We start from the raw sequence: 25,373 nt of genomic DNA on the forward strand, positions 1-25,373 counted from the left end.
AATGCAAGAAGGAGCCGATTGGCTCCTTCTGGTATTTTACTTTGATAAATGAATGATACCGGTTTGTATTATTTAAAGTGTTATAAAACGACCTTAACGTCAGCAGCAGCGGCGATCGCATCAGAGACAGCCTGTTCAGTGCTGTTACGGCGTGTCAGAGCCACACCAAGGCGACGACGGCCATTAATCTCTGGCTTAGCAAATAAGCGGACCTGAGTTTGCGGACGGTCCAGAGCGGCAGCCAGATTATCAAATCGGATATTTTCCGAAACGCCTTCAGCAAGAATAACGGCAGATGCTGACGGGCCGTATTGGGTAATGCTGTGAATGGGCAGCCCTAAGAATGCGCGCACGTGCAGGGCGAACTCGGAAAGTTCTTGTGAAATAAGCGTTACCATACCGGTATCATGCGGACGAGGTGATACTTCGCTGAATAAGACGTCGTCACCCTTAATGAACAGTTCAACACCAAACAGGCCATAACCACCCAGCGCGTCAACGACTTTTCCTGCAACGTCCTGTGCGGCTTTCATGGCAGCCTCAGACATCTGCTGCGGTTGCCACGATTCACGATAGTCCCCATCTTCCTGACGGTGACCGATTGGGGCGCAGAAGTGAATACCGTCAACAGCCCGCACGGTTAGCAGGGTGATCTCATAATCAAACTCGACAAAACCTTCAACAATGACGCGACCGGCACCGGCTCGGCCGCCTTCCTGAGCATACTGCCAGGCAGATTCGATATCAGCCGACGTTTTGATCACGCTCTGACCTTTACCGGAAGAACTCATAATCGGCTTAACTACACAGGGAGTACCGATGCGTTCAACAGCAGCGACGAAATCAGTATATTGTCCGGAAAATTCGTAAGGCGATGTCGTAATACCTAGCTCTTCAGCGGCCAGGCGGCGAATGCCTTCTCGGTTCATGGTCAGCTGAGTGGCATTGGCCGTCGGAACAACATTTACGCCGTCAGCCTCCAGCGCTACCAGGGTGTCGGTCGCAATGGCTTCAATTTCGGGAACAACATAATGCGGCTGCTCTAGTTCAATCACTTTTCTCAAGGCTTCGCCATCAAGCATATCAATGACGTGACTGTGATGGGCAACCTGCATCGCAGGCGCGTTGTCATAACGATCAACCGCAATCACCTCAATACCTAAGCGCTGGCACTCAATGGCCACTTCTTTACCGAGCTCTCCAGAACCGAGTAACAGTACCCGGGTTGCATCAGAACGAGTTGCTGAACCTAACATCGAATTTCCTCACGGTATGTTTTTATACTGGGGCAGATCATACCCGATTCCACCATTCACGCAAACGTTTGCCTTTGTGGTTTTCGCTGAAATATTCATCGGTTGGTTATTTCTCTGCCGGTGAGTAGCTATTTTGGAGAACAGGTGGTGATACTGACCAAAGGCTGCTAACGTACTGATATGTGACTCTCATTGTTAAAGTCGTGTCAGACATGCTTTGAGGGTGTCGAGTTAAGTGAACTTTATTGTTAAATTACCTCTTAACTATACAAAAGGCAGAATTAAGATGAAAAAGTTATTAATCGGACTGGGGTTATTTCTAGTTGTTCCATTTTCAGCACATGCTACTCAAAGCCTCGGTATTTTCTTCGGCAGCCCTATGTCAGGGATCCAATATAAACAGAACGATCTACGATTCTCATTAGGTATTGATGACTTTGGGGTCGCAGTTGATAAAAATTTCAATCTGGGAACATTGGTTAACAATCCGGATTTAAACAGTTTTTACACTTATGTGGGCGGCCAGTTTGTCGATAACAAGAACGACAAAGTGGGTATCCGCTCTGGCGTCGGTTTTCAGCTTCCGGTAAATAGTTTTGAGTTCTATGGCGAAGTTGGACCAACATTGTATGTGGTTGAAGACGTTGATATGGATTTAGAAGCAGCGCTGGGCTTCCGAGTGCGGTTCTGATTTATAAAACGGCTTAATGCCGATCTTTTCATTATTGATTAGATTTACTGAAAAATGGTCGGGGTCTCCTAAAAACAAGGGTTAGCCATGTGCTAACCCTTGTTGTTTCTATCTTGCTTATTATTACGGTTTTCTTTTACGGCTTTCCCACTGGGTGATAAAAGCCACCGAAGCGATAATAATTGCCGCTCCCAGCCATAGCCGCCCTGGGGGAGCCCAACCGAACACCATCCAGCCAGCTAACACATTCAGGGGTAATTTTGCATGGTCAAAAGGCTGGACGAATGAAGCATCAGCGGCCGCATACGCTTTGGCGATGGCCCACTGCGCCAGAGCCGTTAATAGACCGGCAGCAACCAGTAATCCCCATGTCAGGCTTTGATCTGGGAATGAAAACTCAGGAGCGGCCAGAAACAAATTAAAGGGAGTGATCAGTAACAGCAGATAAACCACCATCGTCGTCGGCGGATCGTAGACAGAGAGTTTCTTTACCATCAGCGAATAGCAGGCCCAGAAAAAAGCAGCCCCGACCGGTAACAGGGATGCCCAGTTAAATGTATCAGCCCAAGGTTCTAAGATAACCATTGCACCGGTAAAACCGGCTAATGTTGCCACCCACCGCGCTGTGCCCACTTTCTCTTTCAGGAATAAACCCGATCCGATTGTGGCAAACAATGGTGAAGTCATCAACAAAGCGATACCTTGCCAGATAGGTACAGGATAGGCGAGTGCCCATATCCAAAGCTGAATACCAATAACAGAGAGGAATACACGAAAACAATGTTGTCCTAAATGATTGGTACGTAGCGCCTGACGCAGCCCCAAAGATCTCAGCCAGGGAAGCATGGCAATTAATGCAATAAAGTATTGGATGAAGGCGATTGTTGTCGAAGGTAATTGCAGTTTTATGCTCAAATACTGCGCCAAGCTATTTACGAGGGCAAAAGCAAGCCCTGCGGTGAGCATCCAGCTTGCACCTTGTACTGGGTTGTGGGTGTGAGACATGAAAATAGACTGATAATAATAATATTGACAGATAATACGCTGAACGGATTAGAATTGGTATGAGGGTTAGCGTTGATACTTAAAGAAAAACAGTCAGAAGACGGTTTTTCTTTAAGGGAATTATCTCATTCGTTATGGGCACTGTTTTAAACAAAATGCCATATTGAACAATTATGCCGCAACGTAGATCAGCGGGATATCAGGGTTCAGTGCTTCAAGCGTAGCTTGGGTATCGGCAAGATGGCTGATGGTACTGTCAGCTTTTTCAACCAATGCCGCTTCAGCAATTTCAGATAGCGGATAACCAGCCATGTTCATGTTCACCAGCGCAACTTGCAATGGCGGCAGGCTAGGGTTGAATGCTGCATTTTCAGCGTACATGCCCGTAAAGGTTTTACCGTCTTTTGCCTTCAGCGCAACACCACTGTAGTTGTGGGTATAAGGCGCATGAGCAAGGTTCGCAGCTCGGCAGGCAGTGACAGCAAGTTCATCGCTTTCCTGAGTGGTTAACCCGTGATCAACCTTTGCAAGCAGAGCATCAGTAATATTGAGATCGGCCGGGCCAAAAGACTCTGGCAGGTATTGCTGAAGGCTCATTGCATCACGTTCAGGCAGCTGAACAACTAAATCTTTAGCTGTTGTAAGCTCGTTCATGAACTGACGGCAGTGGCCGCATGGGCTGTAGTTAATCGTAATATCAGAGATGCCCGTTTCACCTTTCACCCAAGCATGGCTGATTGCAGATTGTTCAGCATGAATGGTTTGGGAAAGAGATGCACCGACAAATTCCATATTGGCACCAAAATACAGGCGGCCGGAATTGCCTCGAACGATGGCACCAACATAGAACTTAGAAATAGGGGCAACGGAATAAGCAGCAGCAACAGGAAGAAGTGCAACACGTAATTCACTGTCTGTCATTTGTGTTTTCTGGAGCAATTCTTCGAATTGTTCCGGACTCAGGGTCGCGTCAAAGTCAGCATCTTCAAAAATAGGTTTTACCGCTGAAGCAAGATCAGTGGGCAAAGAGCCTAAAGCCTCCATTACTTTAGCATGCATGTGTTGTTACTCCGTATCGTTGATGGAGAAACATTGTAGGCGAGCATTTCAAAATCATATGTGACCAACATCACACAAGCGCAATGTTTGTTTCACTCCATACATTTCTGAGAGTGGTGTCACACAAACTTTTCAAATCAGCCTGCTTATTTATCAATAACTTAGTAATGTATGCGATTGCAGACATTATTAAGCGGTGTCGTTTTATGATTGACAAAGGCAGCATGGTTGAAAGATATACGGGCCTAGTAGCCAAATAATGCCAGGATCACCGGGTACACAACCGGCGCCAGTATCGAGGTGAAAATGCCACAGATCACCAAGGCTAACGAACTAAAAGCCCCTTCCTGATAGTTTTCTTCGGCCGCTTTTGCCGTACCCAACGCATGCGATACCGTACCCATGGTTAACCCTCTTGCAATGGAGGCTTTAATGCCAAATAACCGGAATAGCGGATAACCTAATACCGCACCCAACAATCCTGCGATAATGACCATAACCGCCGCTATAGCAGGAACACCTCCCACTTGCTCTGCGACAGCCATTGCAATAGGAGTTGTTACGGATTTAGGTAAAATACTGGCGGCCAGTTGGGGATCTGCTCCCATGTACAAAGCAATACCGGCCCCGGTGATCATTGATAGCAGGCTGCCGGTTAAACAGACGGTGAAGATCACTTTCCATTTCTGGCGAATTTGCGAGAGTTGCTCATAGAGGGGAAAGGCCAGAGCAACAACCGCAGGCTCTAATAAATAATTCAGCCACTTATTTTGCTCGAAGTAACGCTCATAAGGAACATTCAGCCATATCAGCAATGGAATGATGATGACAAGGCTGATAAGTAGCGGATTAATAATAGGGTGCTGCAAATGTTTAGAAACTAGCCGAGCCAGATAAAAAACAGCCAATGTAGTAACAAGCCAGATCATTGTTTTTCCTTATGATGTGTCGCAATACCAATGACAAGGAAAACGATCAGGCTGCTTCCGATGGTACTGAAAAGGATCGGCCAGGTATTTGCCGTAAGAAGATCTAAATAATTCATTAGCCCAACGCCAACAGGCACAAATAATAAAGCCATATGGCGAATAAGAAGGTGGCAGCCGTCTTTTGCCCAATGTGAAGGGATAAGTCCCATAGATAGCACGACAAAAAGAATCAGCATCCCAATGATGCTGCCAGGAATGGCAACGTGGGTGAATGCTTGAATGCCTTTGCCCAGGATCAGGCAAAGAAAGATGATAATAAAAGAACGCAGATACCCCATAAGCCCTTCAAATACGGTTAATAGCGTATTTATCATACAAAATAATTGTGATCTAAGCCACACTTAATGCGCTTGATATAACCAGGCCGTTCTAGGTGCGGAGTTCAGCGAGAATAGATAGGTACTCTTTCAAATAAATGATGAATAGTCAAAGTACCGAAACATGTCATCCCGGAGTTGAGCAACGAAATATCCGAAATCCAGATCTCGCCACGTGCTCCTTAAATTCTGTATATACGGAATGACGAAGTGTGGTGATTAAAAATATTCAGAGAGCAGAAACAGTGCCACACCCGTCAGCGCTAGCAATAATACGGAGATTTTGTGAAAAAGGCTGTTCTTTACAATATCTTCAGTCGCTGAGAGTTCAGGTTCCGCCGAAGGGGCATTAGACTCAGATTGGGTGCTTTCCTTAACGGTATGTACCAAACGACACGTTTTATCGGGTAACGGAACACGAAAGCCGTAATTCGGGATCACCTGAATCGGAATTGCCATCGAATTATTACGTTCTAGTTTTCGACTAAGCGAAACCAGAATGGTGTTCAAATCAAACGGGGGTTGGTTTAAATCACTATTAGAACCTGTCTGAAGGAACGCTTTGTCATAGAGCGCTTGCAGGTTGATCACTTCGCCAGCGAAGTAGCACAATACCTCCAGTAACTGGGTCTCATGAACCGTCAACTGTGTCTCAGTTTGATCCGGCCAGACCAGTAAGCATAAATCCGGCTCAAAATCGACATGTTGGAATCGGTAACAGCGGGTCATTGTTTTTGTCGTCATGGCAAAATCACTTCATGATATTTGATGGTGAATCGCGTCAGTAACCAGCTATAACTCATCCATAACCAGACACAAAGCGATGCATGCCCATCAATAAAAATGTGTTGCAATAGGCCTCAATTAGCGTCGAGGCGTGAAGTTCATCGGTGATCAAAACAGATCAACGTAATCTGTATCTTTTATTACGACTGATATAAGTGTTGATGGCATTGTGAGGAAGTTCAAATTTCGTTTATGGGATATTGCCTTAAAAAAAAGCCTGTTAGCGATATGGGCTAACGGGCTTCACACGTTATGACTGATTATCTGTTATTTATCATAGGGATAGTTGAGATATGATTGGCGGGCAATTACTTGGCCGGTATCCAGACTAAGATACAGTACTGTTAACATAATCATACAAATCTTTAAGGATTTGCATCTTCTTTTCATTCGATTGATGTATAAGTGCGAGCGATTCAAAGTTTTCCATATAGGCAGGCAGGTTGTCTTCAAAGAAATCCTGACAGTGGTGTTTCCATTTTTGTTGTTCAGCATAATCGAGCGTCATTGGGTAATTACGTGCACGATAACGAAATAGCAAAGGCTTGATGCGCTTATCATCAACCTTCAAATCCAGACTGCCCAATGACTCTGGCGCAGTCTCACGAATAATCTCCATCGCTGAACGATCTGCATGAGAGAAGAAACCGTCGTATAACATGGCATCCACATTATCATTGGCAGCAAACTGACGATCGACACTGAATATGGCCAAGAGTTTTTCCCGAACTTCAGGGTGATCTTTAAGCCGCTGTAAATTTTTCAGGCATTGCTCGCGATCAATACCAAGGCGTTCGGCATCGTCTGCTTTTAGTGTTTTAGCCGGAGCCAGAACCGGGCATTTATTGAGATGCACCAGCTTGACCGGAACAGGCTGTTCATCCGGACCCAACTCACTGCGCTTGGTATACAGCCGCTCTCTTAACGTATCTGCATCCAGGTCAATTAATGGTGCCGGATCCAGCGCAAGGTTAACGGTGATCACGGCATTTTTATTGTCAGGGTGCCATGCCATCGGCACAATCCAGCTGGTATTGCCACAGCCAACCCCAAACATGCCAGAAACATGTACCAGCGGTGTGAGGTTAACAATGTCGATTAACTCTTGCAGCTGACGTTTGTGGCGCAAACTGAACAGGTAGTCAAATAACTTCGGCTGCTTGGTTTTTAAAATTTTAGCCAGTTCAATCGTCGCATACACATCACTCATTGCATCGTGGGCATTGGCATGTTCAATACCATTGGCCACCGAAAGATCCTCAAGTTTAAAACTCGGCAGACCGTCTTCGTTATTAGGCCAGTTAATGCCTTCAGGCCTTAAGGCGTAACAGGTACGCATAATGTCGAGCAAGTCCCAACGTGAGTTACCGTTCTGCCAGCACCATGCGTATGGGTCAAAGAAATTTCGATAAAGCGTATACCGTGTTACTTCATCATCAAAGCGAACATTGTTATAACCTATTATACAGGTATTGGGTTTCGATAATTCTTCATGAATTATGGCGATGAATTCGGGCTCAGAAAGCCCTTTTTGCAGCGCTTCCTGCGGTGTAATGCCGGTGATCAAGCAGGCTTCCGGCGACGGCAGGTAATCACTGGGAGGCTGGCAGTAAATAACCAGAGGCTCACCGAGGATGTTGAGATCCATATCGGTTCGAATACCAGCAAACTGGCAAGGGCGATCGGTGGCTGGTCTTGCACCAAAGGTTTCGTAGTCCAGCCAAAACAGTGTTGGCTGGTTTTCATTGTTGCTCATTATAATCTTCTGCACAGTTAATGATCTGTTGTCTTTGGTAATAATAACAGAGAATTATGACGGCTGCGGAATTAGATTAGATGGAGGTGATCATAAACCAATGATTATGAAGAACGTGTGGTGTGAGTCGTGAAAAGGCATGTTGGTGCTTATGCCATAGACTGTCACCTTGCACTTGTTAACCGTAAGCCGATTCGACGACCAATTCCCACCAAAGCAAGAGCTATTTTAGAAAGAGTGATGGAAAACCATATGGAAAGCAGTGACGATGTATTGTTTCCTGGTCATGAGTTAAATAGCCCTATTACTATTTCAGGGGCTAATCGCTACATCCGGCGCATACGCGACAACCTGCCATTAGAAAGCTGGCGAACCCACGATTTCAGACGTTCTCTATCAACAGGCGTGTCAGAGCTTGGCGTAATGCCCCATGTGGTAGAAAAGATGCTAGGCCACGAGTTGGGTGGGGTACTGGCCGTGTATAACAAGCATGATTGGCTGGATGATCAGCGTGAAGCGTATGAGCTGTATGCTGATAAGTTGACTGACTTATTAGACTCCAGTGATAGATAACATGTATACTTCCTACCTTTCATCTGGTTTCATACTAAACGCTGTGTTGTAGTGGTGGGCAGGTAAGAAATGAGGGGTTAGTTGATCGCGAATATACGAATTCGATTCGTTAATCTTCTTTGTATATCTGCTTAAAATGGAAAGACATACGATCTTAGTTCGTAGAACATAATGCTATATTGCAAAAATAAGTAAGTGGAAATCATGGAAGAACAATCAAAAATTTATCTAGATCAATATCTTGAGTCACTAAGTGATTCTGAGCGTAAAAAGTACAAATCATTTAGTTCTGACTACTTTTGTGGTGATGAGCATAATGCTAATTTATGTGCTGAATTAATTCGTATTGGGCAAAAGACAGCAACCTGCAGCCTGAAATATTGGTATGAATCAGATGATGAACCAATGCCTACAATTGGTCACTTGCAGGTCGTCACAGACTGGGACGGTAAGCCTACTTGTATCGTTGAAATTGATTCGGTAGAAGAGTGCAAGTATTCCGATGTGTCAGCTGATTTTGCGTATCTGGAAGGTGAAGGTGATCGTTCACTTGAATGGTGGCGAAACGCCCATTGGGATTTCTTTGCACAAGAATGTGTAGAGCTAAATATCGAACCAAGTGAAGATATGATGCTTGTTTTAGAGCGATTTCGTGTGGTTCATCAATCAGCAATATAACAAACAACTATGGCGTTATGTGTAAAAGTGAGTCATGGTAAATCTACTCGTATGGTCCACACTTGAGCTATAGATTCGATTATCTATGAAACAAGGAACAAACATATGAGTGACTTACTAGAACAAGCGAAGCTGTTTTTTGAAGCATGCGAAACCGGAAAAGGTTGGGAAATTTGCAAAGCTTACTGCCACCCTGATGCAACATTCTCCGCACAGACAGCAGCGCTCGCAGATATAGATACTCTTCAAGGTTATACCGAATGGATGAAGAACCTATTGACACCAATCCCAGATGGACATTACGAATTGCGGTTCTTCTCTGTTGATGAAGAACGTCAGTGTGTAGCAGCTTACGCTGTGTTTCATGGCACAAATACAGGGCCGGGCGGGCCAGTTGACCCAACGGGAAAAACCATCGCGGCTGACTATGTCTACGCAATGCAGTTTGAAGGCAATCTTATTCGGCATATGACAAAGATTTGGAACGATTCCATTAGTCTTCAACAGCTGGGATGGGCATAAATTTCAACAACAAAAAAACACATAACAAGGCCATCAAGGTGATGCGTTACACTCGCCAGTTTTGGTTTGGGGTTCGGTGCGCTTTGCAGGTTCAGTGGGGCACACCTTATTGCGGTGTTATGGCTTTTGCTCCTAGAATTTCAATAGTGCTAGGAGCAAAGTAGGAAGCTATTAGCTTATGAGCAAGAACCGCAACAACCAGTTGGACTGCTATGTTTATTGCTTTTATCTGAATTGTTATTAGGTTTATTGTTTGAAGCTGACTTTTCTGCTTCAACATTCTTTGGATTATTGTCTTTCTTGCTGAAAATTTTTTTAATTGAAAGTGCCATTTGTAATTCCTGCTTTGGGTGTTTGTAAGCTAAGTATTCGCACAATACCATACTGAAACAGTCAGGTATTGATGTGGAACATGTTTTCTTCGCATGCCCTAACACAGCCATAACAAAGCGTTTAAGAGGGATTCTCAACGCTTGGTATTTTGGGTTTGATTTGGATTAAGTGCTTGAGGAACAATAACTTAGGCTGTGTGATGGGCGTTGTTCACCCCTTGACGCGGCGTTAGCTGGCTGTGTTATCCACAATTAGTGGATGCCTTCTATAGTTAGACTATGTCTAACATTGAGGTGATTAAACATGGCTTACTTTCAGAATCTTGAGCAAATCGTCGCATCCCTTGAGGCTGATGAATCTACGAAATGCGACCCTATCAAGAGAACTTTTGTTTTTGACGGAGAGCATCTGACAGCGAATGTTGGGGTCGTCAGGGATACTGGTAATGCACTCCACATACAGAAAAATCATGATGAGTTGCTTGTCATTATTGAGGGCAATGTGGATTTTAAGGTCGGGGAAGAAATAAAGAATGTAAACAAGGGTGATCTTGTTTTCATTCCCAAAGCAACTCTCCACGGCCCCATCTTAAAGGAAGGGCAAAGCTTCGCGGCTCTTTCGGTTTTTGCGCCCCACTTTGATCGAACGAAGGACAACATTGAGTGGGACAGAGAATCCTAGATGATTAAGGGGCGTAAGGCGCAGCTAACAAGGCATTTAAGAGTGATTCCCTTCAGTTCAAGGTTGGGTTTCGTGTTTACGGTGTTATGGTTTAGGTTTGGTGGCCGCGTTGCTCACACCTTAATGCGACTAGGGCTCAAGCACGCAAGTTAGTACAAGGATGATTATAAATGTTGGAGCAATACTTTTTTATATTACCAATCGCTACGCTGTTACTCTTTGGTGCGATGACACCAGGCCCTTCATTTATCTTGGTGGCGCAAACAGCTATGTCAAAATCTAGATTTGAAGCGATGTGTATTTCTATAGGTTTAGGTTTGGGGGCAAGTACATTCTCATTTATTGCCTCAAAGGGGCTTATTGCACTTTTTGACGCTGTTCCTGAATTTTACGTAGCTTTCAAAGTTGTTGGAGGTCTATATCTATGTTATCTGGGTGTAAAAATGTGGCGCGCGAGCAACAGCAAAGTTGTTTCTGCTGACGCAGAACTAACTAGAAAACCAGCCCATTTTAAAGCTATAGTTCTTGGTTTGGCGACACAGTTAAGTAATCCAAAGACTGCAATTGTTTTTAGCAGTGTATTTGCAGCCATGTTACCCGTGAAAGTTCCTGTTCATACAACATCAATACTAGTTGTTGGTGTGTTTGTCTTAAATTTTGCTTGGTACCTCCTAGTTTCTATTCTGTTATCAAGTCCAAAGGCCCAAGCCAGTTACTTACGATTTAAGTCGCACATTAACAAAGTTTCAGGTGTATTAATGGGGGCAATGGGTAGTAAGTTTGTTACTGAGAGTTTTAAGCCCTAACAAAGCGTTTAAGACAGATTCCTAACGCTTGGCATTTTCAGTTCAAGGTTGGGTTTTGTGTTTACGGTACAATGGATTAGGTTAGGTGGTCGCGCTGCTCACTACTTAACGCGGATACATCAGTTCAGAATGGAGTCATAAATGAATCTTAACCAAGTTACATTGACTGTTAAAAATATGGAAGAATCGGTAAGATTCTATAAAACTCTAGGATTTAACCAAATCGTAGCAGATGATCATTATGCTAGGTTTGAATGTCCCGAAGGGGATTCCACATTTTCTCTTTATTTGGGAGATCCTGACTCTCAAAGTAATAGTGTTATTTATTTTGAACACGAACAACTTGATGCTTTAGTTGAAAGCCTGAAATCCGAAGGAATTGAATTTGTGCAAGAACCAACAGATAAAGATTACTTGTGGAGAGAAGCAATGCTTACTGACCCATCAGGTAATGAAATCAAGCTTTACTGGGCTGGTGATAATAGGAAAAATCCACCTTGGCGTGTAAATGCCTAACAAGGCCTTCAAGTCGGAACAAAAACAGTTGGCTTTGTTTCGTGCATCAACAAGTTTAGCCAACTACTTTTGTCCGCTTAAGGCGGCGTTATAAATACGGGTAAGTTATTCATAATAAGGACATTCAATGAATCAGATTAATATCCAGTACTTTAAACATCCTTATGCCGAATTCGTACTTGGTTCATATGATGGCAAGCTTTGCCTGTGTGACTTTCGATATCGTAAAATGAGAAGTATTGTTGATGACCGTATTAAGCGTGGTCTTCATTCTGAGTTCGTAGAAAGAAACGATGATGTTTTAGAATCTACCAAGGTTCAACTTGAAGAATACTTTCTTGGTGAGCGAAGTGTTTTTGATGTTCCGTTATTACTGATTGGTACGGACTTTCAAAAATTGGTTTGGGATGCACTAGGCAAAGTAAACTACGGTGACATTGTAACGTATAAAGATTTAGCGCTATCAATTGGAAATGAAAGCTCGGTGAGAGCGGTTGGTAATGCTAATGGTGCAAATGGATTGGCGATTATAATTCCTTGTCACAGGGTAATTGGCAGCCAAGGTGAGCTTGTTGGTTATGGTGGCGGTTTGTCATTGAAAAAACGTCTTTTAGAATTAGAGCAGAATCTCTTCATTTAAGTCTAAATAGTATTTATAACAATTGCATCAACACGATGCTTATTAGATTCGGCGTTTTTGGTTTGAAGTGTAATTGGTTTGGAAAGTTAATCGTCAGCACGTTTTATGCAAGCGTTAGCTCCTAAGGGGGGAGTACATAAATGGATTTAGTATTTCAAATTTGGGGAGGATTATTTTACCTTGCTAATAAAATATTGTTTGCGCTTTCTGAAGGCAAACCAGAGAAGGCTAAAAAAAGATTTAAGATTAAAGGCTGGATTATTTATATTCTCGGCGTACCGGCTTGGGTTACCATATTAATTAGTCATCAAGATTGGATTGCAGCATCCATTGAAGCTGGAGGAATTCCCTCTATGTTATTGGGTCTGTACAATACTTATCATGACAATCAGAAAGAAAACAAGTGGTTTAATAAAATTGTGGCCTTGTGTACTTATTCATCTCTGGCGTTTGGGCTTCTTTATAGTGTTATCCATCACGGTGGAATAATATCTATTTCACAAGTTTTAGAGATAGGCGTGATGCTCGGGTTTTTGTTAGGTAGCTACTCCATAGCTAAAAATAACCCCATAGGCTGGTTCTTCTTTATGCTGATGAATCTAAGTATGGCAGCATTGATGCTACTGCAAGATAAGCCAATACTTATGGCACAACAGTTAGTTTCATTGTTTTTTGTAATCTATGGACTTAAAAAATCACGCGACATTTTAAACCAAGAGCTAACAAGTTAATCAACTGGACGTATTACGGTTGTCATCCTTTTTGCAAAAGAAAAAACCGCAAAAATGATACCAACCTCTACGCCAGTTATTAAGGCGTTATAACCATGAGGTTGAATACGGCCACCAAGCTAAACTAGTTTTTATTTGAGCTAGTTGAAGTTGATATGAGTTGATTAAGAAATAGTATTTTAAACGCAGAACGAAAGGGAGACTTAGGCGATACTCTTATGTATTGCCTTTGATAGTATCGCTTGTCTCCAACTTCTTGGAAGATTGGCTACAATACCCAAGTTAGGGTTAGTAACAAAATTACGGCTGAAGTCGCTAGGAACATTGTCGCAAGAGTTGCAATTTCGCTTAGAGTAGAAGGCTTCGTCGCTTTTTTAACTTCCGTGGTTTTTTCAGTGTCCAATATTGATAGGAGTGCTGAATTCATTTTTTTTACCTTATGTAATTTAATTTCAAGACACGGAGCAAATTTTACTACTTTTGTGATGAAGGTCAAATAAATATGATGATTTAATTACACAATTTTACGGATCCAGTTTGGGAAATCTAATTCGCATGTTAAGAAGCACTCTTAGTCCAGGTACTGATATGTCGTACATCCGTCTCCATAGAGAACAAGAAATTCTTTTTTGCGAATTGTGGATGGGTAATCATCGCAGAAAATGTTTATAACAAGTGCTTCAAATGGATTTGCAACGTGTGGCATTTTTATTTCCAATCCGTGTTGGTCTTTACGGCGCAATGCAGAGCCACTCGGTTTCGTTGCTGCACCGCTTAAGCGAGCGTTATCAATTGCGGCCACTCCCATGACCGCTTTTTTCCCTACCTCCCACACCCACCAATCTGCATTTTCCATTCTTCAACAGCAGAAAGTAACCAACGAAGTGGCATGAGTGTTACTGGGTCGGGGAAGCCGCGACTTTGACGCCATTTGTAGATGGTGGCCTTGCTGGTGATCTCAAACATAGCCAGTACGTCTTTATGACTGATCAGTAAAGGTGATGACTGAGCATCTAAGCTTATGACTTCTTCAGATTTTGTCTGTGACGGTGTTGCGTCAACGCAGGTTTAACCTTATATGACATGTCAGCCACAGGATAATTATTGTATGCGTTCATTGTTGTCGTCCTTTTCATCAGTTTGTTCATAAATTGAATATCCAACCCAAAAAATGAGGCAGGCGAGGGCGTATCCGATAAATGTCATTGCAATGTTTTCCTAATTCGAAAATTTACTGGTCAGGTAAATTTGGCTCTATGGTTCGAATAAAATCAGTTAACTTGATTGTGGTACCAGGTTCGCTGATCTGATGAAGTTGAATTCTGTTCAGTGTGTGCCAGCAATCGCCATCACCTTTGAACAGGCCATCGCAACCATTGGGTAAATCGGTTTTACACTTTGAACATTTCCCAGCCGTTACGCGTAACGCTGGAATCATTGAGTGAAAACGGTTAATCATCGAAGATATGGCTTCGTTTTCACTTAATGGTTTGTCGGGTAGGGCGAAGAACTCACAAATTTCATTAAGCTTTTGGGCTTCGTTGTTACTGATAACAGATGACACTTTTTTTAGGCCGAGTGCGTTGCGGCGATTACGGAATGCTTGTTGCCGTTTTCTGCTTTTTTCCTTTTGCTTATCAGTTGTCATGATCATTCCTTTTATCTAAAGGGTGAAAGTTACCAATCACCCTGTAGGCTTGTGAGAACTATAGTGGTCAGCTATACTCATCTAAGCCTTTGTAATAAAAGCTCATTGCAATGTTAAACCCCGTTCGGATTGGTCCCTGAGCGGGGTTTTTCTGTTTCATCACTGGAAATCTCCAACCTGAAGGAGGGGAAGATTTTTATAATCAGCCACAATAATTCCCATCTGATTTCGTAGTGCAATTTCTTCCGGTGAGTCAGCGACGGTAAGTCCAAACTGCCTAGCTCGATTGGTAGTCAGGCTTTTAATGTTCTGTGTTTGAGCAAGCATTTTTTGGAAGCAGTCGGCCTGTTCGGGTCTTCTCTTTATTCCGTTCTCATACATTCTTTCTCGATCATCCAAATCGTTCATGATGGTGATAAAGAAAGCTGTTAGTTCACTGCTCATATTGATCACTCCTTAATATCCACAAACATCAATGCTATCGCCGTAGATATCTTGCAGGCCGCTGATTTTGGTTTGGCGGCAATACATCTTGTAGAAGTAACCGGCTAATCCCATTGCGTGGGTTGCGCCAGTAATGCTGCCACTTATGCGTTTTTCACCTTCGTTGATATAACCGATGTGGTACTGGCAGTCTTTCTCGCCATGGTTATAAAAAGTAATTCTTAGCGAATCGAAATCAAACTCAGGGTGTTTGGCTGTCATATAGATAGCTGAATCGCTTTCTTCCCATTCGATTTCAATCTCGCCACCATTTTCACGGGCCGATTCTTCCCAACATTTTTCGATTTCATCGAGCATGGCCTGGCTGATTTTTCTAACGACGAAGGGTACTGCTGGCCGAGTTTAGAGCGTATCTCGAAGAAGTGCGGTATCTCTCGCAGTACGTTAAAAGCGCAGCTGGCGAACTTGTGTAACGACGGCTTTATTAGGAAAGAATTACGCAAGAAAAGAACGGAATCAGGCGAGCTAACTAACGATACAAATGTGTATTGGATCAGCATTGAAAAGCTTCAAAATCCAGAACCTGACCTAGGTCAGAATTCACCCCAGCCGAAATCCGGCCTAGGCCGAAAAACGTCAGAAGGTGGGCCGAAATCTGACCCCAAACCATCAATAGATCCACCATATAGTATTAATACCCCTATAGTCCCCAAGAAGACTGAGCCTAAAAAACAAAAAGCTAAATCAGTGACAAGTTATTTAACTGAAGACTTTTCTATTCAACCTGAAATGGCTGATTAGTATTCACAGCAAGCAGATTTCGTTTTAGAAATTAATACCGCAACCGCTCAATGGCGTGATGCGATGTTATCGAAGCAACGCAAGTATGCCGATTGGGTAGCCGCTTGGCGGAATGGAATGCGTAACGCGAACAAGTGGGCTGTCGAGCGTGAAAGCCGTCAACAGGGCGGGGTGAATTCGTATTCCGGACAGATTACTCAGCACCAAAAGGATTTAGATCATGAACGTGATGGATCGCTTAGAACGTGCAATGCCAAGCCATATCAAAACGATGACTCGTGAAGAAATCGATGCTTACGGAAAACGCCAAGTGCAGGAGTTTCACCGCAAGAACCGAGAAGAGCGACGCGTGAACATGGCGAAAAGTTTGTTAGGCCGCTCAGGGTTACGCGAAACCCATAAGCAATGCAGCTTCGATAATTACCGTGTGACGTGTACTGAACAGAACGATGCGCTAACCAATGCGAAATCGTGGTTAACCCGTTTTAACCAAGGCGATATTTGCAGTTTCATTTTTGCGGGTACAACCGGTACAGGTAAGAACCACTTAGCCTCGGCCATCGCCAATGAGATCACGGCGAAAGGGCAGTCTGTTGTGTTGGTGACGGTGAATGAATTGATGATCCGCATGCGAGATACCTACCGTGATAATTCTCCAATCTCGGAACGAGAACTGATTGAACGCTTATCGAGTGCCGATTTGCTGATCCTCGATGAAATCGGGGTACAGCGCGGTAACGACAACGAAGCGCTAACCATTAATACCATCGTTGATAATCGCTCTGCCGACGGCTTACCAACAGGAATTCTAACCAACCTCAACTACAGCGAACTTGTTAAGCAACTCGGCGAACGAGTTATAGACCGGCTTAAAACAAATCAAGCGCACTGGGTTGAGTTTAACTGGCCGAGCTACCGCTCAAACGCGTTAGCGGCCTAAGGATAACATTGCAATGAGTATGAATAATTCAGAGGTGCTTACATGGCGATTCTAGTTAAAACCACCTCTCACCAAGATGATAAAAACCGTTGGGGAACGCAGTGGTTGTGCTTTGCTGATGCCGTAAGTCTGTATGGAAAGCCGTTCCAGTTAGATGTATGCGCAGAGCCAGAAACCGCCAAGTGTGAACGCTTTTATGTTTCACCTGATTGGTTCTCACGTAACCGGCTATCGAGCTATGGCTTTCATGGCCATGAGACATTCTGGTTTAACCTGAACAACAAGATCGTTGGTTTCGATGGGCTTTCATGTGACTGGGAGAATGACTGGTACTGTAATCCGCCATTCGATTTAAAGCGTGAGTTCATCACCAAGGCCTACAGCGAAACGAGCGCAGGGAAGTCGGGCATGATGCTGTTGCCATACGAACCGCTAACCAGTTGGTGGCTAGATTTGGTGGAAGACAAAGCCACGGCGGTTTACACGCCAGATGGCCGATACAACTTCTATAAACCCGATGGCGTGACCAAGAAAACAGGTGTCAATTTTGGCTCGGTGTTTGTTCTTTTTACACCGCATACAATCAAAATAACTCAAAGAATTCCATTCAAACGCGGCTGCGGCGCTGGGTTAATGGTAATGGGGGAGGCGGCATGAGTATTGAAAAGCTATTAGCTAAATTCAATCCGAAGGGGTGTTCGTACGAACAGCAAGTTGCTCATGGTGGGAAACCGTTATTAAGCGTTGAAGATCAGATTGCAGCGGTAGGTATTACGTGGAAGCGATCACCAGTTGGTTTTGTCCTGCTATTTGCCGAAGTACTGAATGACAAGACAGCTCGATACGATTTGAACTATGCCGCCTTGATTGAGCTGCAACGCGTGTTGAATAACTGGCGTGGCTCTTACGGTGAGTATGTACCAGGCGCAATTGCCAAGGCTGCGGTTGATGAAGCACTTACGCTGAATGGACAGATCTGCGGTGAGTGCAATGGCGCGGGTGTACTGAAGGATAAGAAGCGAAACAGCCGACCATGTCAGGCCTGAGACGAGGGTAGGGTGAAGTGGGATAAAGACTCCCGATACGCTCGGTTCTGTCATTACCTGCCAACCAAACGGGAACGTTATGAGAGTTTCTATCCATACCATGAAAGCATTTTGAAATGGTTAAGAGGCGAACGAGAAGCAGCTTTGCTTGCTATACAAGCCAGAATGAAAGCGGAGTATGAAGAGGCCGAGAAGGCTGTAGCGTGAGGGGAGGTTGGAAAAGGCGACGGGAGTCGCCTTTTAGGAATAACTTAGCACTAGCTGAATTTGTTCATAACACCTCAAGCAGCGTGAAGTTAAGGGTGTCAGCTAGAACACTTTATGAATTGACAGGCCAAAGAGCAAACTGCCCATAGGCAGCTTCTCCAATTTTACAAAAACTGGTTGGACCATAAGTTTGTTTATTAGCAGCCACTCTGTATAGATGTACATCAGATTGGGATGCTGCTGCTAGTAATAGAGAATATATTTTATCAAATTGTGCATTGTCTTTCGTTAATATCAGTGCCTTTTGGTTATTACATGTAATCCCGTTTGGTAAAGAAATTCCTACATGATCAAAAAAACCAACTGCTACAGATTGAACTTTCCCTAAATATGAATCTGTGTTATCCAAATTTAAAGCGCTTACGTTAAAAGAAACTATCGTCAACAGTATTGGTATAATCTTTTTCATTTTAATCCTTAGTTTTTAATAATATTTTATTATACGATTAATAATCGAATTAAGTTTTTGTTTAGTAATAGATCTTTATGATCTTGTCCTGAATGAAAATTATCGTTGTATCTTCTATTTATCAACCTGTTCCCAGTCAGCATCAAATACGTTTTGTTATCCGTCTTTTTTTAACATGAGATATCTGTCTTCATGAATAGTCTCTTCAATGGTGAGGTTTCTATCAGTAATCATTAAGCCCACTGTTGGGTAGATTTGCCTTATCTGATTAGTTGTAACAACCCCGTATTATCAGCTTATTTTTTACCACCATCCTCCATCATTATCGTCATTGTCACCAGTCGTTCCAGCATCAGCAGGATCACGACTTAAATCCACCTCTCTGGTTTCGCCAGTATTCAAATCTGTCTCTGTAGCAGTAATAGTATAATCCTGTGAAGCCGAATGGTTATCATTTCTGCCATCTCGATCTCTACTAGAACTAGAACTAGAACTAGAACTAGAACCATTGTCGGCTAGGTTCTTTTTACTAACAGCAATTCCATCAATGGTTTTATAGTCATTAGAAGGCATTCCTGTTAATTCTGAATCAAGAGCTAATTGTAAGCCTGACCAGATGTTATATTTTCCAAATAGATCTTCATAGATAGCTTTTTCGAAAGCTCCAGAAACCGACGGGAGGACATCTGTAGTTACATACATTATGCTTCCTGCTGTTGTTATTTCCATCTTGTCATTGACTGTAAATGCAACACCCAAATGTCCAGCTTGAGCACTTGCACCAAGATTTTCAAAAACATTCGGATTACCCGAGTGCATAGCTATACCCAAAGCTACATCAATTGGGAATTTTTTCGGCTTAGATGGCTTATATTCCTTAGAGCTATTGATAGATACATGTAGATTAAGTCCATTTTTTTTGTCGTAAAATGCATGAACGGTTCCACTTAAAGGCCCCTCGCTATAGGTTATTGAAGCATAGCCTGAAGTTTTAACTTGCCCGCCAGATAATTTTTGATCAACTATGCTTTGTGCTACCGCACCACTATAATCATAATCAAAAAATTTTCTCAAAAATCGGTCAGTTTGTTGTGGGGCTGTTTTATTTTCTAGGTTGTATGCTAAATCGGTATCACCAATTGTTATTTTAAATTTTTTATTATGGGCTTGTAAAAGATTTTTGGGATACTTTATTTCTATATAATTAGAGTTACTTTTTACAACAAATCCACTATTTCCAGATTGCGTATATAACCCACTGTTGTATGAATATGCCCATGGTTTAGTTGATAAGTTTAATAGTGCAGTATCATTTTTTAATCCTATGGTAGGGATAGTGGTCTCATTTTCTGATGAAATAAAAACATAAAAATCATTTCCGGTAGGTATAAAAAAAGTGATGCCATTGTTATAAATTGGGATAAAATTTGAAGTTATCTTCTTTATTAGTATGTAAATATTGTTGCTATCATTAGCGATTCTGTAATTGAATTCATTATTCTCTGCTTTGATATTTAATGAGTTACTATCATTCCAATCATCTTCGTTTGCATCGATAGTAAAAGCATGTAAGTTAGAACTTAGTAGCACTAATAGAATTAAAATATATTTCATAGATCCAACACCGATAATACGCGATTCAAGATGTGTTCTTTAGATGTAATTAGGTTAAGGATGTAATGTTTACATCTGCTCATTTAGCCTCCATAGCTTTATTATTTTCTCATTATATAAATAAATCTTATACTTTCCTGAGTTAGGGGTTAATACCCCTCCATTTTCAGCAATAACGCCGTACGCGAATGTTTCCCCTTTCTCATCAAAAGAAAACTTATAACCATTTATGAAAAACTCATTTTCTTGATAACCTTTTTTAGAGCTGTCTTTATAGCTCCTATATTTAATAACTTCACCAGTGACTATTTCGCAATTTGTAATTGAACATCCAGATTTTATTGCTTTTTGTATGCTATCAATCTTATATTTTGCATCCAGTTGGGAGCCCATCATCATCAAAATGAAGAGACCACCTGCTAACTTCGCTTTCACTTCCATATTTCTCAATTTAAAAACAATCCATAAGGACAAAATAAAAGTGATAGGGAATGTTATGTAAATGTTGGATGCATTGTTTGGTGAGGTATATATTAATTCCATTGTTATTTCCGGTTGTGTGTGTATTGCTGGATTCAATTAATAAGTCATATGATTTTAAGAGTGTTTGACTTGTCATTCTTTGAACTATTGCGCAATAAATAAATCAAACATTTCAGAGTTATAATATTTACTCAAACTCAAGAAAAGATACTTTACACCTGGATCTGTAATATGCTTCGTTTGAGTTTAAAAAGACTTTAAGCTTTCGATCTTGTGCCACAGCCATTAATAGAAGACTGATAAGGTGAGTGTCTTCTTTATCAATTCCTGCATATAACGTGTCGAGTTACCAATTTTCGTTAATCCTCCTTCGATTGAAAACTGAGCGATATTTGGTCTTGCTCCTGCGACAGTAGACCCAAAAATTATATTATATGTCTTGCCTCTATTTGTATTTGCTACTACAGTGATAGTGGTATCCTTAACTATGTACGTTCCAGTTACGTTTACTGATGCAGTAAAAATGCAAAAACACCTATTAACAACTTCTTCATTCAATGTTCTTTAGTTATAACGCCTCTTAAATAACTTGTTAGCTACTGAAGTTATTCATTTGAAGCATGTGAATGTCGACCAATGTAATTTAAAGTTTGCGGGTTATTATTTGAAGCCACGCTAGGAAACCCTAAAGTAATCCTTTTCTTTGAAGCTATCTTAGTTAAGATCATACTCCATATTGACTTGCCACCTGGAGTTGTTGTATCAAGGTTATAAGCGTAACAACAAGCACCTTGGGCTGGATCGAATTCATTTAGGTTCCTGAAATAGACAGTACCATTTGCACTCATTTGCCATAACAATTTACTTGCATCATTAACCTCAACCCACGTTTGAGCACTTCCCTGTGAAGAAAAAAACAAAGTTGATAGTAGCAATAATTTTTTCATCATATATTTCCTTTTAAAAATTTGAGCGCAACATATTCTGCACAAGTAATGGTAGCTAACGCCTGCAACTAGGGAATCCCCACAAACTTCCCTTACAGTTCAATGAATAGACAAAAACTTGCCTCAAAATCTTGCGGATTCACCACAAACACAGATGATTAAAAGCTAGGTGCGTGATACTCAATTGAAACACTAACCTTCGAACAATCAGAAGCATGGGGCAGAAAAACCAATAGATATGGTTAGCCTAATCACAAGAAATTACTCATAATTTTGTGGGGATTCTCCAGCGCCTGCAATAAGGTGTGCCCCACTGAAACCAGCCAAGCATACTGAACTCCTTACCAAAACCGCCGAGTATAATGCATCACCTTGATTGCTTTGTATGTTTAATTTGCGGGGTCAAACTGGTTAACTAAACAAAAACCGTTACCGCTTTCTCTTCCCGATGTATAAACAGTTCCAGATTTTTTTCCTGATGCCCAAGCTGCCAATACAACAGAGGTAATTGCAGTGTGTTCCTGCTTAATTAACATCCAGCCATACGGCGAGCCTTCACAATTATCTGGAAGCCCCTTGTCCATCATGATCATTACACCAGACTCCACTGCTGTTAAATTTTCAATGCTTCCGCTCTGATAATTTGGTGCAGCAGAAACACTATACGACATTAGTGCAACAGCCAGTAATGTGAAATTTTTCATTAGTAACATCCTATAATTAATTAAAAATAACGTCTTTCCAAGCAGGAATAATAGTTGATTATAATCGCGAAGCGATGGCCAACTGTTATTTTCCCGTTTAAGCAACTTGTTATGTTTATTTAGTTGCATACTCGAACATATCTAACGTCAAAACATGGTTATTGCTACAAAGTCCTTTCCCTGAATACCATATAGTACTAAAAGTTTGACCTGTTGCATGCGCAGATAATAAAGCAGAAACCATATCTTTGTAGGCTACAGGATCTACATTCTTAACACTAAAGTGCATTCTGTAATGATCGCCTCCACCGCAGCCACTTGGAGCGGGATTTAGAGCGACATGAACAACTCCCGAACCAAATCTTAGTTTTGAAACTTTAAAGTTTCCTCCCTCTGAATCCCAAGCCATTGCAGTCGTAGATAATACACATGTTAAGATGATGGTAAGTATTTTTTTCATTTTATAAACCTTTATAAAAATAGTAAGTAAAACATAACGCCTACAATAAGGTGTGCCACGTTGAACCAACAAAGCACACCGAACTTCAAATCAAAACTGCCGAGTGTAATGCATCACCTTGATTGTTTTGTTATATTTACCGGCTCAAATAAACTGCGTTTGGAATTGTTCTGTTTCCAGAGGCAGCAGTACAGGTTGTCTCACCATAGAACCTCAGTGTTGCTGTTTTCTCTGCGACTAGAGCTGTTTGTAAAAGTGATAGCCTGGCCTTAGTTGCATCATCACTAGGAACCCCTACCCGATAATCCAGGTCTCCTATTCTGACGATTACATAGGCTTCCTGTTTCCCATAATCTCCCATCTTTACGATTTGGGGGATGCCTCCACAATTGACTGCAAATGCACCACCTGAGAATAACAACATCGAAACTACCAATGCCTTTTTAATCATTAATCTTTCCTCTATCTAAAAATATAACGCCGCAATAAGGTGTGCCACGTTGAACCAACAAAGCGCACGGAACTCCAGATCAAAAATGCCGAGTGTAACGCATCACCTTGATTGCCTTGTACATGCTGACTCTGGACTCAAAGCGGCTTGGCCGCCCCACCGAGACAGCAGGAAAACCAACAACAATTGCGGAGCTTGATGTAATCCAAACGACACGCTACCGCCAACCACATAACTGAATTGGCATTATGAAATCAGTGACTTAGTAATCACTGAAATGATAACGCACCAACACTGAATTCAATAGTGCGGCCTCATGAATTTGGAAAGATAATGCCTTTTTGACCAAAGAACATTGGGCATGAGGAACATTAACCGCACTTTCGATGAACGATTCTTTCTGCATTGCCCCCACGGCAGGAACCACAAAAGCCCAATGGGATAAAAACCTTTAAAAACAAGCATGTAACGCCGCCAACACCCGCGAGCAAATGGGGAGCGAGTTTTTGCGGCCCTTTGCAAAAATCGCGCGACGTTTGCGGAGTCGGGTGATTGGCATTGTTATGTTACGAACTAATAATTCTAAGATAGGCTAACGTACAAGCTTAATTTGCGTGGCATAGCAATATGCAGCTGGAGAATGTCCCCACACTCTTGTAGTATCTGCATAAAATATAATATTACTTTGCGAATGAAACGCTGATAAAACAATACTCATATTTTTACTAAAACCAATATCGTCAATCTTTAACCACAGCCCTCCAGGGCACTCTGCGTGTGGCGAATCAACCTGGATTAGTGTATCCCCATTTGGGAATGACGAGTAAGAGTTGATACTCGATATTTTGGAAGCTTTGGTCACGACTATCGCCGAAGAGGCATGAAAACTCATCAGAAACAAACTTAGAACAACTGCAAACTTATACATTGAATCTCCAAATACACAGCAAGTTTAATTAAATTTTGTTTGCGAACACCGACTACTCGGTAATCTCACCAACATGTTGGCTAAACATAACGCCTACAATAAGGTGTGCCACGATGAACCCACCAAGCACACTGAACTTCATACCAAAACCGCCGAGTGTAATGCATCACCTTGATTGTTTGTTAAGCATTTTCAGTCAGAGATCAATAAAAGTTGTCGCGATTAGACCGAGACCACCAATTATCAATAACGCAGCACCCCAGCTTACACCTGCACCAAATACTGCAAGCTCAGCAATTGAGCCAAAAGGGTTGTCAGATAATTGATTAGATAGTTTCAACTTAGCGTCTGCAATACCGTTATGCACAGCAATAGCTTGCCATACTGCTAAAACAGTGACGACTACCCCACAGAACCTTTGCAGAGTGATTCTATATAAATGAGAACAGACTATAGCTACAATGGAAAGAGCTATTGGAAACCATGATACGGAACCAAATCTATCCCAGCCAGCTACATCTCCACCTATCGGTATAGTTGCAAACGGACAAAACATTGCAAAAAATATTATTAATGATGCCAATACAGTTAACCAAGTTTCCATTCTCATATACTTATCTCCATATAACTATTAACTTTTCCTGAAATTTTAGAATGCTTAACGCTCGCCATAAGGTGTGCCCCACCGAACCAGCAAAGCACACCGAACTCCAAACCAAAAATGCCGAGTTAAGGCATCACCTTGATGGCATTGATACTTATTGAGCCTTCTCCGACAACATGCCCCATAGGAGTATGCTGGAAGGCGACTAAACCAAAAATACGGAGAAGACTCATATGCAATTTTATACGAAGAGCCACCCTTATTACTGCGGTATAGATCTCCATGCCC

At 42.1% G+C, this 25,373-nt stretch carries 33 protein-coding genes; 13 read left to right on the plus strand and 20 right to left on the minus strand.

The features are described from left to right. Nucleotides 1-80 precede the first annotated feature (80 nt). The gene (gene purT / locus R3289_RS19700; protein ID WP_318927612.1) at nt 81-1,256 is read right to left on the minus strand and encodes a formate-dependent phosphoribosylglycinamide formyltransferase; all 1,176 of its coding nucleotides are present in this window, start codon (nt 1,254-1,256) and stop codon (nt 81-83) included. A 286-nt stretch (nt 1,257-1,542) separates the two neighbouring features. Here purT and R3289_RS19705 point away from each other — a divergent pair, with 286 nt between their 5' ends. Continuing rightward, entirely contained in the window at nt 1,543-1,947 is a 405-nt protein-coding gene (locus R3289_RS19705; protein WP_318927613.1) for a hypothetical protein, read from the plus strand. A 123-nt stretch (nt 1,948-2,070) separates the two neighbouring features. Here R3289_RS19705 and R3289_RS19710 read toward each other — a convergent pair whose 3' ends face one another. The 6 genes from R3289_RS19710 to sbcB form a co-directional block, all read right to left on the minus strand. Further along, nucleotides 2,071-2,952: a DMT family transporter gene (locus R3289_RS19710; protein ID WP_318927614.1), complete on the minus strand. Its 882-nt coding sequence runs from the start codon at nt 2,950-2,952 to the stop codon at nt 2,071-2,073. Between the two features lie 171 nt (nt 2,953-3,123). Next, nucleotides 3,124-4,011 (minus strand): cytidine deaminase, encoded by an 888-nt coding sequence (cdd, locus tag R3289_RS19715; RefSeq protein WP_318927615.1) that lies wholly within the window; start codon nt 4,009-4,011, stop codon nt 3,124-3,126. Between the two features lie 245 nt (nt 4,012-4,256). Beyond that, nucleotides 4,257-4,940, minus strand: a complete 684-nt coding sequence (locus tag R3289_RS19720; RefSeq protein ID WP_318927616.1) for a CidB/LrgB family autolysis modulator — start codon at nt 4,938-4,940, stop codon at nt 4,257-4,259. Continuing rightward, complete coding sequence (locus tag R3289_RS19725) at nt 4,937-5,314, minus strand: CidA/LrgA family protein (RefSeq protein ID WP_318927617.1); 378 nt, start codon at nt 5,312-5,314, stop codon at nt 4,937-4,939. The genes R3289_RS19720 and R3289_RS19725 overlap by 4 nt, the downstream gene beginning before the upstream one ends. A gap of 222 nt (nt 5,315-5,536) precedes the next feature. Further along, a complete protein-coding gene (locus R3289_RS19730) occupies nt 5,537-6,061 on the minus strand; it encodes a hypothetical protein (RefSeq protein WP_318927618.1) in 525 nt (174 codons plus the stop codon). A 370-nt stretch (nt 6,062-6,431) separates the two neighbouring features. After that, entirely contained in the window at nt 6,432-7,859 is a 1,428-nt protein-coding gene (gene sbcB, locus R3289_RS19735; protein ID WP_318927619.1) for an exodeoxyribonuclease I, read from the minus strand. 129 nt (nt 7,860-7,988) lie between these two features. Between sbcB and R3289_RS19740 the strand changes: the two genes are divergently transcribed. The 3 genes from R3289_RS19740 (at nt 7,989) to R3289_RS19750 (ending at nt 9,632) form a co-directional block, all read left to right on the plus strand. Further along, on the plus strand, nt 7,989-8,432 hold the full coding sequence (locus tag R3289_RS19740; RefSeq protein WP_318927620.1) for a tyrosine-type recombinase/integrase: 444 nt from the start codon (nt 7,989-7,991) through the stop codon (nt 8,430-8,432). 204 nt (nt 8,433-8,636) lie between these two features. Continuing rightward, a complete protein-coding gene (locus R3289_RS19745; protein ID WP_318927621.1) occupies nt 8,637-9,110 on the plus strand; it encodes an ASCH domain-containing protein in 474 nt (157 codons plus the stop codon). Between the two features lie 105 nt (nt 9,111-9,215). Beyond that, nucleotides 9,216-9,632, plus strand: coding sequence for a nuclear transport factor 2 family protein (locus tag R3289_RS19750; protein WP_318927622.1), 417 nt, complete (start codon nt 9,216-9,218; stop codon nt 9,630-9,632). A 176-nt stretch (nt 9,633-9,808) separates the two neighbouring features. Here the strand turns inward: R3289_RS19750 and R3289_RS19755 are convergent, their stop codons facing one another. Then, nucleotides 9,809-9,964, minus strand: coding sequence for a CCGSCS motif protein (locus tag R3289_RS19755; protein ID WP_318927623.1), 156 nt, complete (start codon nt 9,962-9,964; stop codon nt 9,809-9,811). Nucleotides 9,965-10,268: 304 nt separating this feature from the next. On the opposite strand from R3289_RS19755, the gene R3289_RS19760 reads away from it, so the two are divergent. The 5 genes from R3289_RS19760 to R3289_RS19780 all read left to right on the plus strand — a co-directional run bounded on the left by R3289_RS19760 (nt 10,269) and on the right by R3289_RS19780 (nt 13,339). Beyond that, on the plus strand, nt 10,269-10,646 hold the full coding sequence (locus R3289_RS19760) for a cupin domain-containing protein (RefSeq protein WP_318927624.1): 378 nt from the start codon (nt 10,269-10,271) through the stop codon (nt 10,644-10,646). 170 nt (nt 10,647-10,816) lie between these two features. Then, nucleotides 10,817-11,452 carry a LysE family translocator gene (locus R3289_RS19765; protein WP_318927625.1) on the plus strand — a complete coding sequence of 212 codons (636 nt, stop codon included), beginning with the start codon at nt 10,817-10,819 and terminating at the stop codon, nt 11,450-11,452. Nucleotides 11,453-11,593: 141 nt separating this feature from the next. Further along, complete coding sequence (locus tag R3289_RS19770) at nt 11,594-11,968, plus strand: VOC family protein (protein WP_318927626.1); 375 nt, start codon at nt 11,594-11,596, stop codon at nt 11,966-11,968. A 127-nt stretch (nt 11,969-12,095) separates the two neighbouring features. Continuing rightward, nucleotides 12,096-12,608, plus strand: coding sequence for a methylated-DNA--[protein]-cysteine S-methyltransferase (locus R3289_RS19775; protein ID WP_318927627.1), 513 nt, complete (start codon nt 12,096-12,098; stop codon nt 12,606-12,608). A gap of 140 nt (nt 12,609-12,748) precedes the next feature. Then, nucleotides 12,749-13,339 (plus strand): hypothetical protein, encoded by a 591-nt coding sequence (locus tag R3289_RS19780; protein WP_318927628.1) that lies wholly within the window; start codon nt 12,749-12,751, stop codon nt 13,337-13,339. A 571-nt stretch (nt 13,340-13,910) separates the two neighbouring features. Here R3289_RS19780 and R3289_RS19785 read toward each other — a convergent pair. The 4 genes from R3289_RS19785 to R3289_RS19800 all read right to left on the minus strand — a co-directional run bounded on the left by R3289_RS19785 (nt 13,911) and on the right by R3289_RS19800 (nt 15,788). Continuing rightward, nucleotides 13,911-14,195 carry a hypothetical protein gene (locus R3289_RS19785; protein WP_318927629.1) on the minus strand — a complete coding sequence of 95 codons (285 nt, stop codon included), beginning with the start codon at nt 14,193-14,195 and terminating at the stop codon, nt 13,911-13,913. Between the two features lie 375 nt (nt 14,196-14,570). Further along, nucleotides 14,571-14,987, minus strand: a complete 417-nt coding sequence (locus R3289_RS19790; protein ID WP_318927630.1) for a hypothetical protein — start codon at nt 14,985-14,987, stop codon at nt 14,571-14,573. Between the two features lie 159 nt (nt 14,988-15,146). Continuing rightward, the gene (locus R3289_RS19795; RefSeq protein WP_318927631.1) at nt 15,147-15,431 is read right to left on the minus strand and encodes a hypothetical protein; all 285 of its coding nucleotides are present in this window, start codon (nt 15,429-15,431) and stop codon (nt 15,147-15,149) included. A gap of 12 nt (nt 15,432-15,443) precedes the next feature. Then, nucleotides 15,444-15,788, minus strand: a complete 345-nt coding sequence (locus R3289_RS19800) for a hypothetical protein (protein WP_318927632.1) — start codon at nt 15,786-15,788, stop codon at nt 15,444-15,446. 3 nt (nt 15,789-15,791) lie between these two features. Here R3289_RS19800 and R3289_RS20570 point away from each other — a divergent pair, with 3 nt between their 5' ends. The 4 genes from R3289_RS20570 to R3289_RS19815 all read left to right on the plus strand — a co-directional run bounded on the left by R3289_RS20570 (nt 15,792) and on the right by R3289_RS19815 (nt 18,218). Next, nucleotides 15,792-16,232, plus strand: a complete 441-nt coding sequence (locus tag R3289_RS20570; RefSeq protein ID WP_413466728.1) for a helix-turn-helix domain-containing protein — start codon at nt 15,792-15,794, stop codon at nt 16,230-16,232. 220 nt (nt 16,233-16,452) lie between these two features. Beyond that, entirely contained in the window at nt 16,453-17,172 is a 720-nt protein-coding gene (locus R3289_RS19805; RefSeq protein ID WP_318927633.1) for an ATP-binding protein, read from the plus strand. 42 nt (nt 17,173-17,214) lie between these two features. Beyond that, entirely contained in the window at nt 17,215-17,829 is a 615-nt protein-coding gene (locus R3289_RS19810) for a DNA N-6-adenine-methyltransferase (RefSeq protein WP_318927634.1), read from the plus strand. Next, a complete protein-coding gene (locus R3289_RS19815) occupies nt 17,826-18,218 on the plus strand; it encodes a hypothetical protein (RefSeq protein ID WP_318927635.1) in 393 nt (130 codons plus the stop codon). Before R3289_RS19810 ends, R3289_RS19815 begins: the two co-directional genes overlap by 4 nt. A gap of 319 nt (nt 18,219-18,537) precedes the next feature. On the opposite strand, the gene R3289_RS19820 is transcribed toward R3289_RS19815, so the two are convergent. The 8 genes from R3289_RS19820 to R3289_RS19855 all read right to left on the minus strand — a co-directional run bounded on the left by R3289_RS19820 (nt 18,538) and on the right by R3289_RS19855 (nt 25,091). After that, nucleotides 18,538-18,894, minus strand: coding sequence for a hypothetical protein (locus R3289_RS19820; protein ID WP_318927636.1), 357 nt, complete (start codon nt 18,892-18,894; stop codon nt 18,538-18,540). 303 nt (nt 18,895-19,197) lie between these two features. Beyond that, the gene (locus R3289_RS19825) at nt 19,198-20,508 is read right to left on the minus strand and encodes a hypothetical protein (RefSeq protein ID WP_318927637.1); all 1,311 of its coding nucleotides are present in this window, start codon (nt 20,506-20,508) and stop codon (nt 19,198-19,200) included. Between the two features lie 69 nt (nt 20,509-20,577). Continuing rightward, on the minus strand, nt 20,578-21,051 hold the full coding sequence (locus R3289_RS19830) for a hypothetical protein (protein ID WP_318927638.1): 474 nt from the start codon (nt 21,049-21,051) through the stop codon (nt 20,578-20,580). Between the two features lie 545 nt (nt 21,052-21,596). Then, nucleotides 21,597-21,941, minus strand: a complete 345-nt coding sequence (locus R3289_RS19835) for a hypothetical protein (RefSeq protein ID WP_318927639.1) — start codon at nt 21,939-21,941, stop codon at nt 21,597-21,599. A 386-nt stretch (nt 21,942-22,327) separates the two neighbouring features. After that, nucleotides 22,328-22,642: a hypothetical protein gene (locus R3289_RS19840; RefSeq protein WP_318927640.1), complete on the minus strand. Its 315-nt coding sequence runs from the start codon at nt 22,640-22,642 to the stop codon at nt 22,328-22,330. Between the two features lie 115 nt (nt 22,643-22,757). Further along, nucleotides 22,758-23,102: a hypothetical protein gene (locus tag R3289_RS19845; protein WP_318927641.1), complete on the minus strand. Its 345-nt coding sequence runs from the start codon at nt 23,100-23,102 to the stop codon at nt 22,758-22,760. Between the two features lie 136 nt (nt 23,103-23,238). Then, nucleotides 23,239-23,553 carry a hypothetical protein gene (locus tag R3289_RS19850; RefSeq protein WP_318927642.1) on the minus strand — a complete coding sequence of 105 codons (315 nt, stop codon included), beginning with the start codon at nt 23,551-23,553 and terminating at the stop codon, nt 23,239-23,241. A gap of 1,124 nt (nt 23,554-24,677) precedes the next feature. Next, the gene (locus tag R3289_RS19855; RefSeq protein WP_318927643.1) at nt 24,678-25,091 is read right to left on the minus strand and encodes a hypothetical protein; all 414 of its coding nucleotides are present in this window, start codon (nt 25,089-25,091) and stop codon (nt 24,678-24,680) included. Nucleotides 25,092-25,373: the final 282 nt, after the last annotated feature.

The sequence above is a fragment of the Photobacterium sp. genome, from assembly GCF_033720175.1.
GTDB lineage: Bacteria > Pseudomonadota > Gammaproteobacteria > Enterobacterales > Vibrionaceae > Photobacterium.

What these genes read in the sequence shown, in the direction of transcription:
- R3289_RS19805 (WP_318927633.1), top strand. Translation starts at nt 16,453, where the DNA reads ATGAACGTGATGGATCGCTTAGAACGTGCAATGCCAAGCCATATCAAA.
- R3289_RS19770 (WP_318927626.1), top strand. Translation starts at nt 11,594, where the DNA reads ATGAATCTTAACCAAGTTACATTGACTGTTAAAAATATGGAAGAATCG.
- sbcB (WP_318927619.1), bottom strand. Translation starts at nt 7,859, where the DNA reads ATGAGCAACAATGAAAACCAGCCAACACTGTTTTGGCTGGACTACGAA.
- R3289_RS19830 (WP_318927638.1), bottom strand. Translation starts at nt 21,051, where the DNA reads ATGGAATTAATATATACCTCACCAAACAATGCATCCAACATTTACATA.
- R3289_RS19745 (WP_318927621.1), top strand. Translation starts at nt 8,637, where the DNA reads ATGGAAGAACAATCAAAAATTTATCTAGATCAATATCTTGAGTCACTA.
- R3289_RS19760 (WP_318927624.1), top strand. Translation starts at nt 10,269, where the DNA reads ATGGCTTACTTTCAGAATCTTGAGCAAATCGTCGCATCCCTTGAGGCT.
- purT (WP_318927612.1), bottom strand. Translation starts at nt 1,256, where the DNA reads ATGTTAGGTTCAGCAACTCGTTCTGATGCAACCCGGGTACTGTTACTC.
- R3289_RS19705 (WP_318927613.1), top strand. Translation starts at nt 1,543, where the DNA reads ATGAAAAAGTTATTAATCGGACTGGGGTTATTTCTAGTTGTTCCATTT.
- R3289_RS19790 (WP_318927630.1), bottom strand. Translation starts at nt 14,987, where the DNA reads ATGACAACTGATAAGCAAAAGGAAAAAAGCAGAAAACGGCAACAAGCA.
- R3289_RS19785 (WP_318927629.1), bottom strand. Translation starts at nt 14,195, where the DNA reads ATGGAAAATGCAGATTGGTGGGTGTGGGAGGTAGGGAAAAAAGCGGTC.
- R3289_RS19730 (WP_318927618.1), bottom strand. Translation starts at nt 6,061, where the DNA reads ATGACGACAAAAACAATGACCCGCTGTTACCGATTCCAACATGTCGAT.
- R3289_RS19800 (WP_318927632.1), bottom strand. Translation starts at nt 15,788, where the DNA reads ATGCTCGATGAAATCGAAAAATGTTGGGAAGAATCGGCCCGTGAAAAT.
- R3289_RS19835 (WP_318927639.1), bottom strand. Translation starts at nt 21,941, where the DNA reads ATGATGAAAAAATTATTGCTACTATCAACTTTGTTTTTTTCTTCACAG.
- R3289_RS19850 (WP_318927642.1), bottom strand. Translation starts at nt 23,553, where the DNA reads ATGATTAAAAAGGCATTGGTAGTTTCGATGTTGTTATTCTCAGGTGGT.
- R3289_RS19840 (WP_318927640.1), bottom strand. Translation starts at nt 22,642, where the DNA reads ATGAAAAATTTCACATTACTGGCTGTTGCACTAATGTCGTATAGTGTT.
- R3289_RS19815 (WP_318927635.1), top strand. Translation starts at nt 17,826, where the DNA reads ATGAGTATTGAAAAGCTATTAGCTAAATTCAATCCGAAGGGGTGTTCG.
- R3289_RS19775 (WP_318927627.1), top strand. Translation starts at nt 12,096, where the DNA reads ATGAATCAGATTAATATCCAGTACTTTAAACATCCTTATGCCGAATTC.
- cdd (WP_318927615.1), bottom strand. Translation starts at nt 4,011, where the DNA reads ATGCATGCTAAAGTAATGGAGGCTTTAGGCTCTTTGCCCACTGATCTT.
- R3289_RS19710 (WP_318927614.1), bottom strand. Translation starts at nt 2,952, where the DNA reads ATGTCTCACACCCACAACCCAGTACAAGGTGCAAGCTGGATGCTCACC.
- R3289_RS19820 (WP_318927636.1), bottom strand. Translation starts at nt 18,894, where the DNA reads ATGAAAAAGATTATACCAATACTGTTGACGATAGTTTCTTTTAACGTA.
- R3289_RS19825 (WP_318927637.1), bottom strand. Translation starts at nt 20,508, where the DNA reads ATGAAATATATTTTAATTCTATTAGTGCTACTAAGTTCTAACTTACAT.
- R3289_RS19755 (WP_318927623.1), bottom strand. Translation starts at nt 9,964, where the DNA reads ATGGCACTTTCAATTAAAAAAATTTTCAGCAAGAAAGACAATAATCCA.
- R3289_RS19795 (WP_318927631.1), bottom strand. Translation starts at nt 15,431, where the DNA reads ATGAGCAGTGAACTAACAGCTTTCTTTATCACCATCATGAACGATTTG.
- R3289_RS19765 (WP_318927625.1), top strand. Translation starts at nt 10,817, where the DNA reads ATGTTGGAGCAATACTTTTTTATATTACCAATCGCTACGCTGTTACTC.
- R3289_RS19725 (WP_318927617.1), bottom strand. Translation starts at nt 5,314, where the DNA reads ATGATAAATACGCTATTAACCGTATTTGAAGGGCTTATGGGGTATCTG.
- R3289_RS19810 (WP_318927634.1), top strand. Translation starts at nt 17,215, where the DNA reads ATGGCGATTCTAGTTAAAACCACCTCTCACCAAGATGATAAAAACCGT.
- R3289_RS19750 (WP_318927622.1), top strand. Translation starts at nt 9,216, where the DNA reads ATGAGTGACTTACTAGAACAAGCGAAGCTGTTTTTTGAAGCATGCGAA.
- R3289_RS19855 (WP_318927643.1), bottom strand. Translation starts at nt 25,091, where the DNA reads ATGAGAATGGAAACTTGGTTAACTGTATTGGCATCATTAATAATATTT.
- R3289_RS19845 (WP_318927641.1), bottom strand. Translation starts at nt 23,102, where the DNA reads ATGAAAAAAATACTTACCATCATCTTAACATGTGTATTATCTACGACT.
- R3289_RS19720 (WP_318927616.1), bottom strand. Translation starts at nt 4,940, where the DNA reads ATGATCTGGCTTGTTACTACATTGGCTGTTTTTTATCTGGCTCGGCTA.
- R3289_RS19780 (WP_318927628.1), top strand. Translation starts at nt 12,749, where the DNA reads ATGGATTTAGTATTTCAAATTTGGGGAGGATTATTTTACCTTGCTAAT.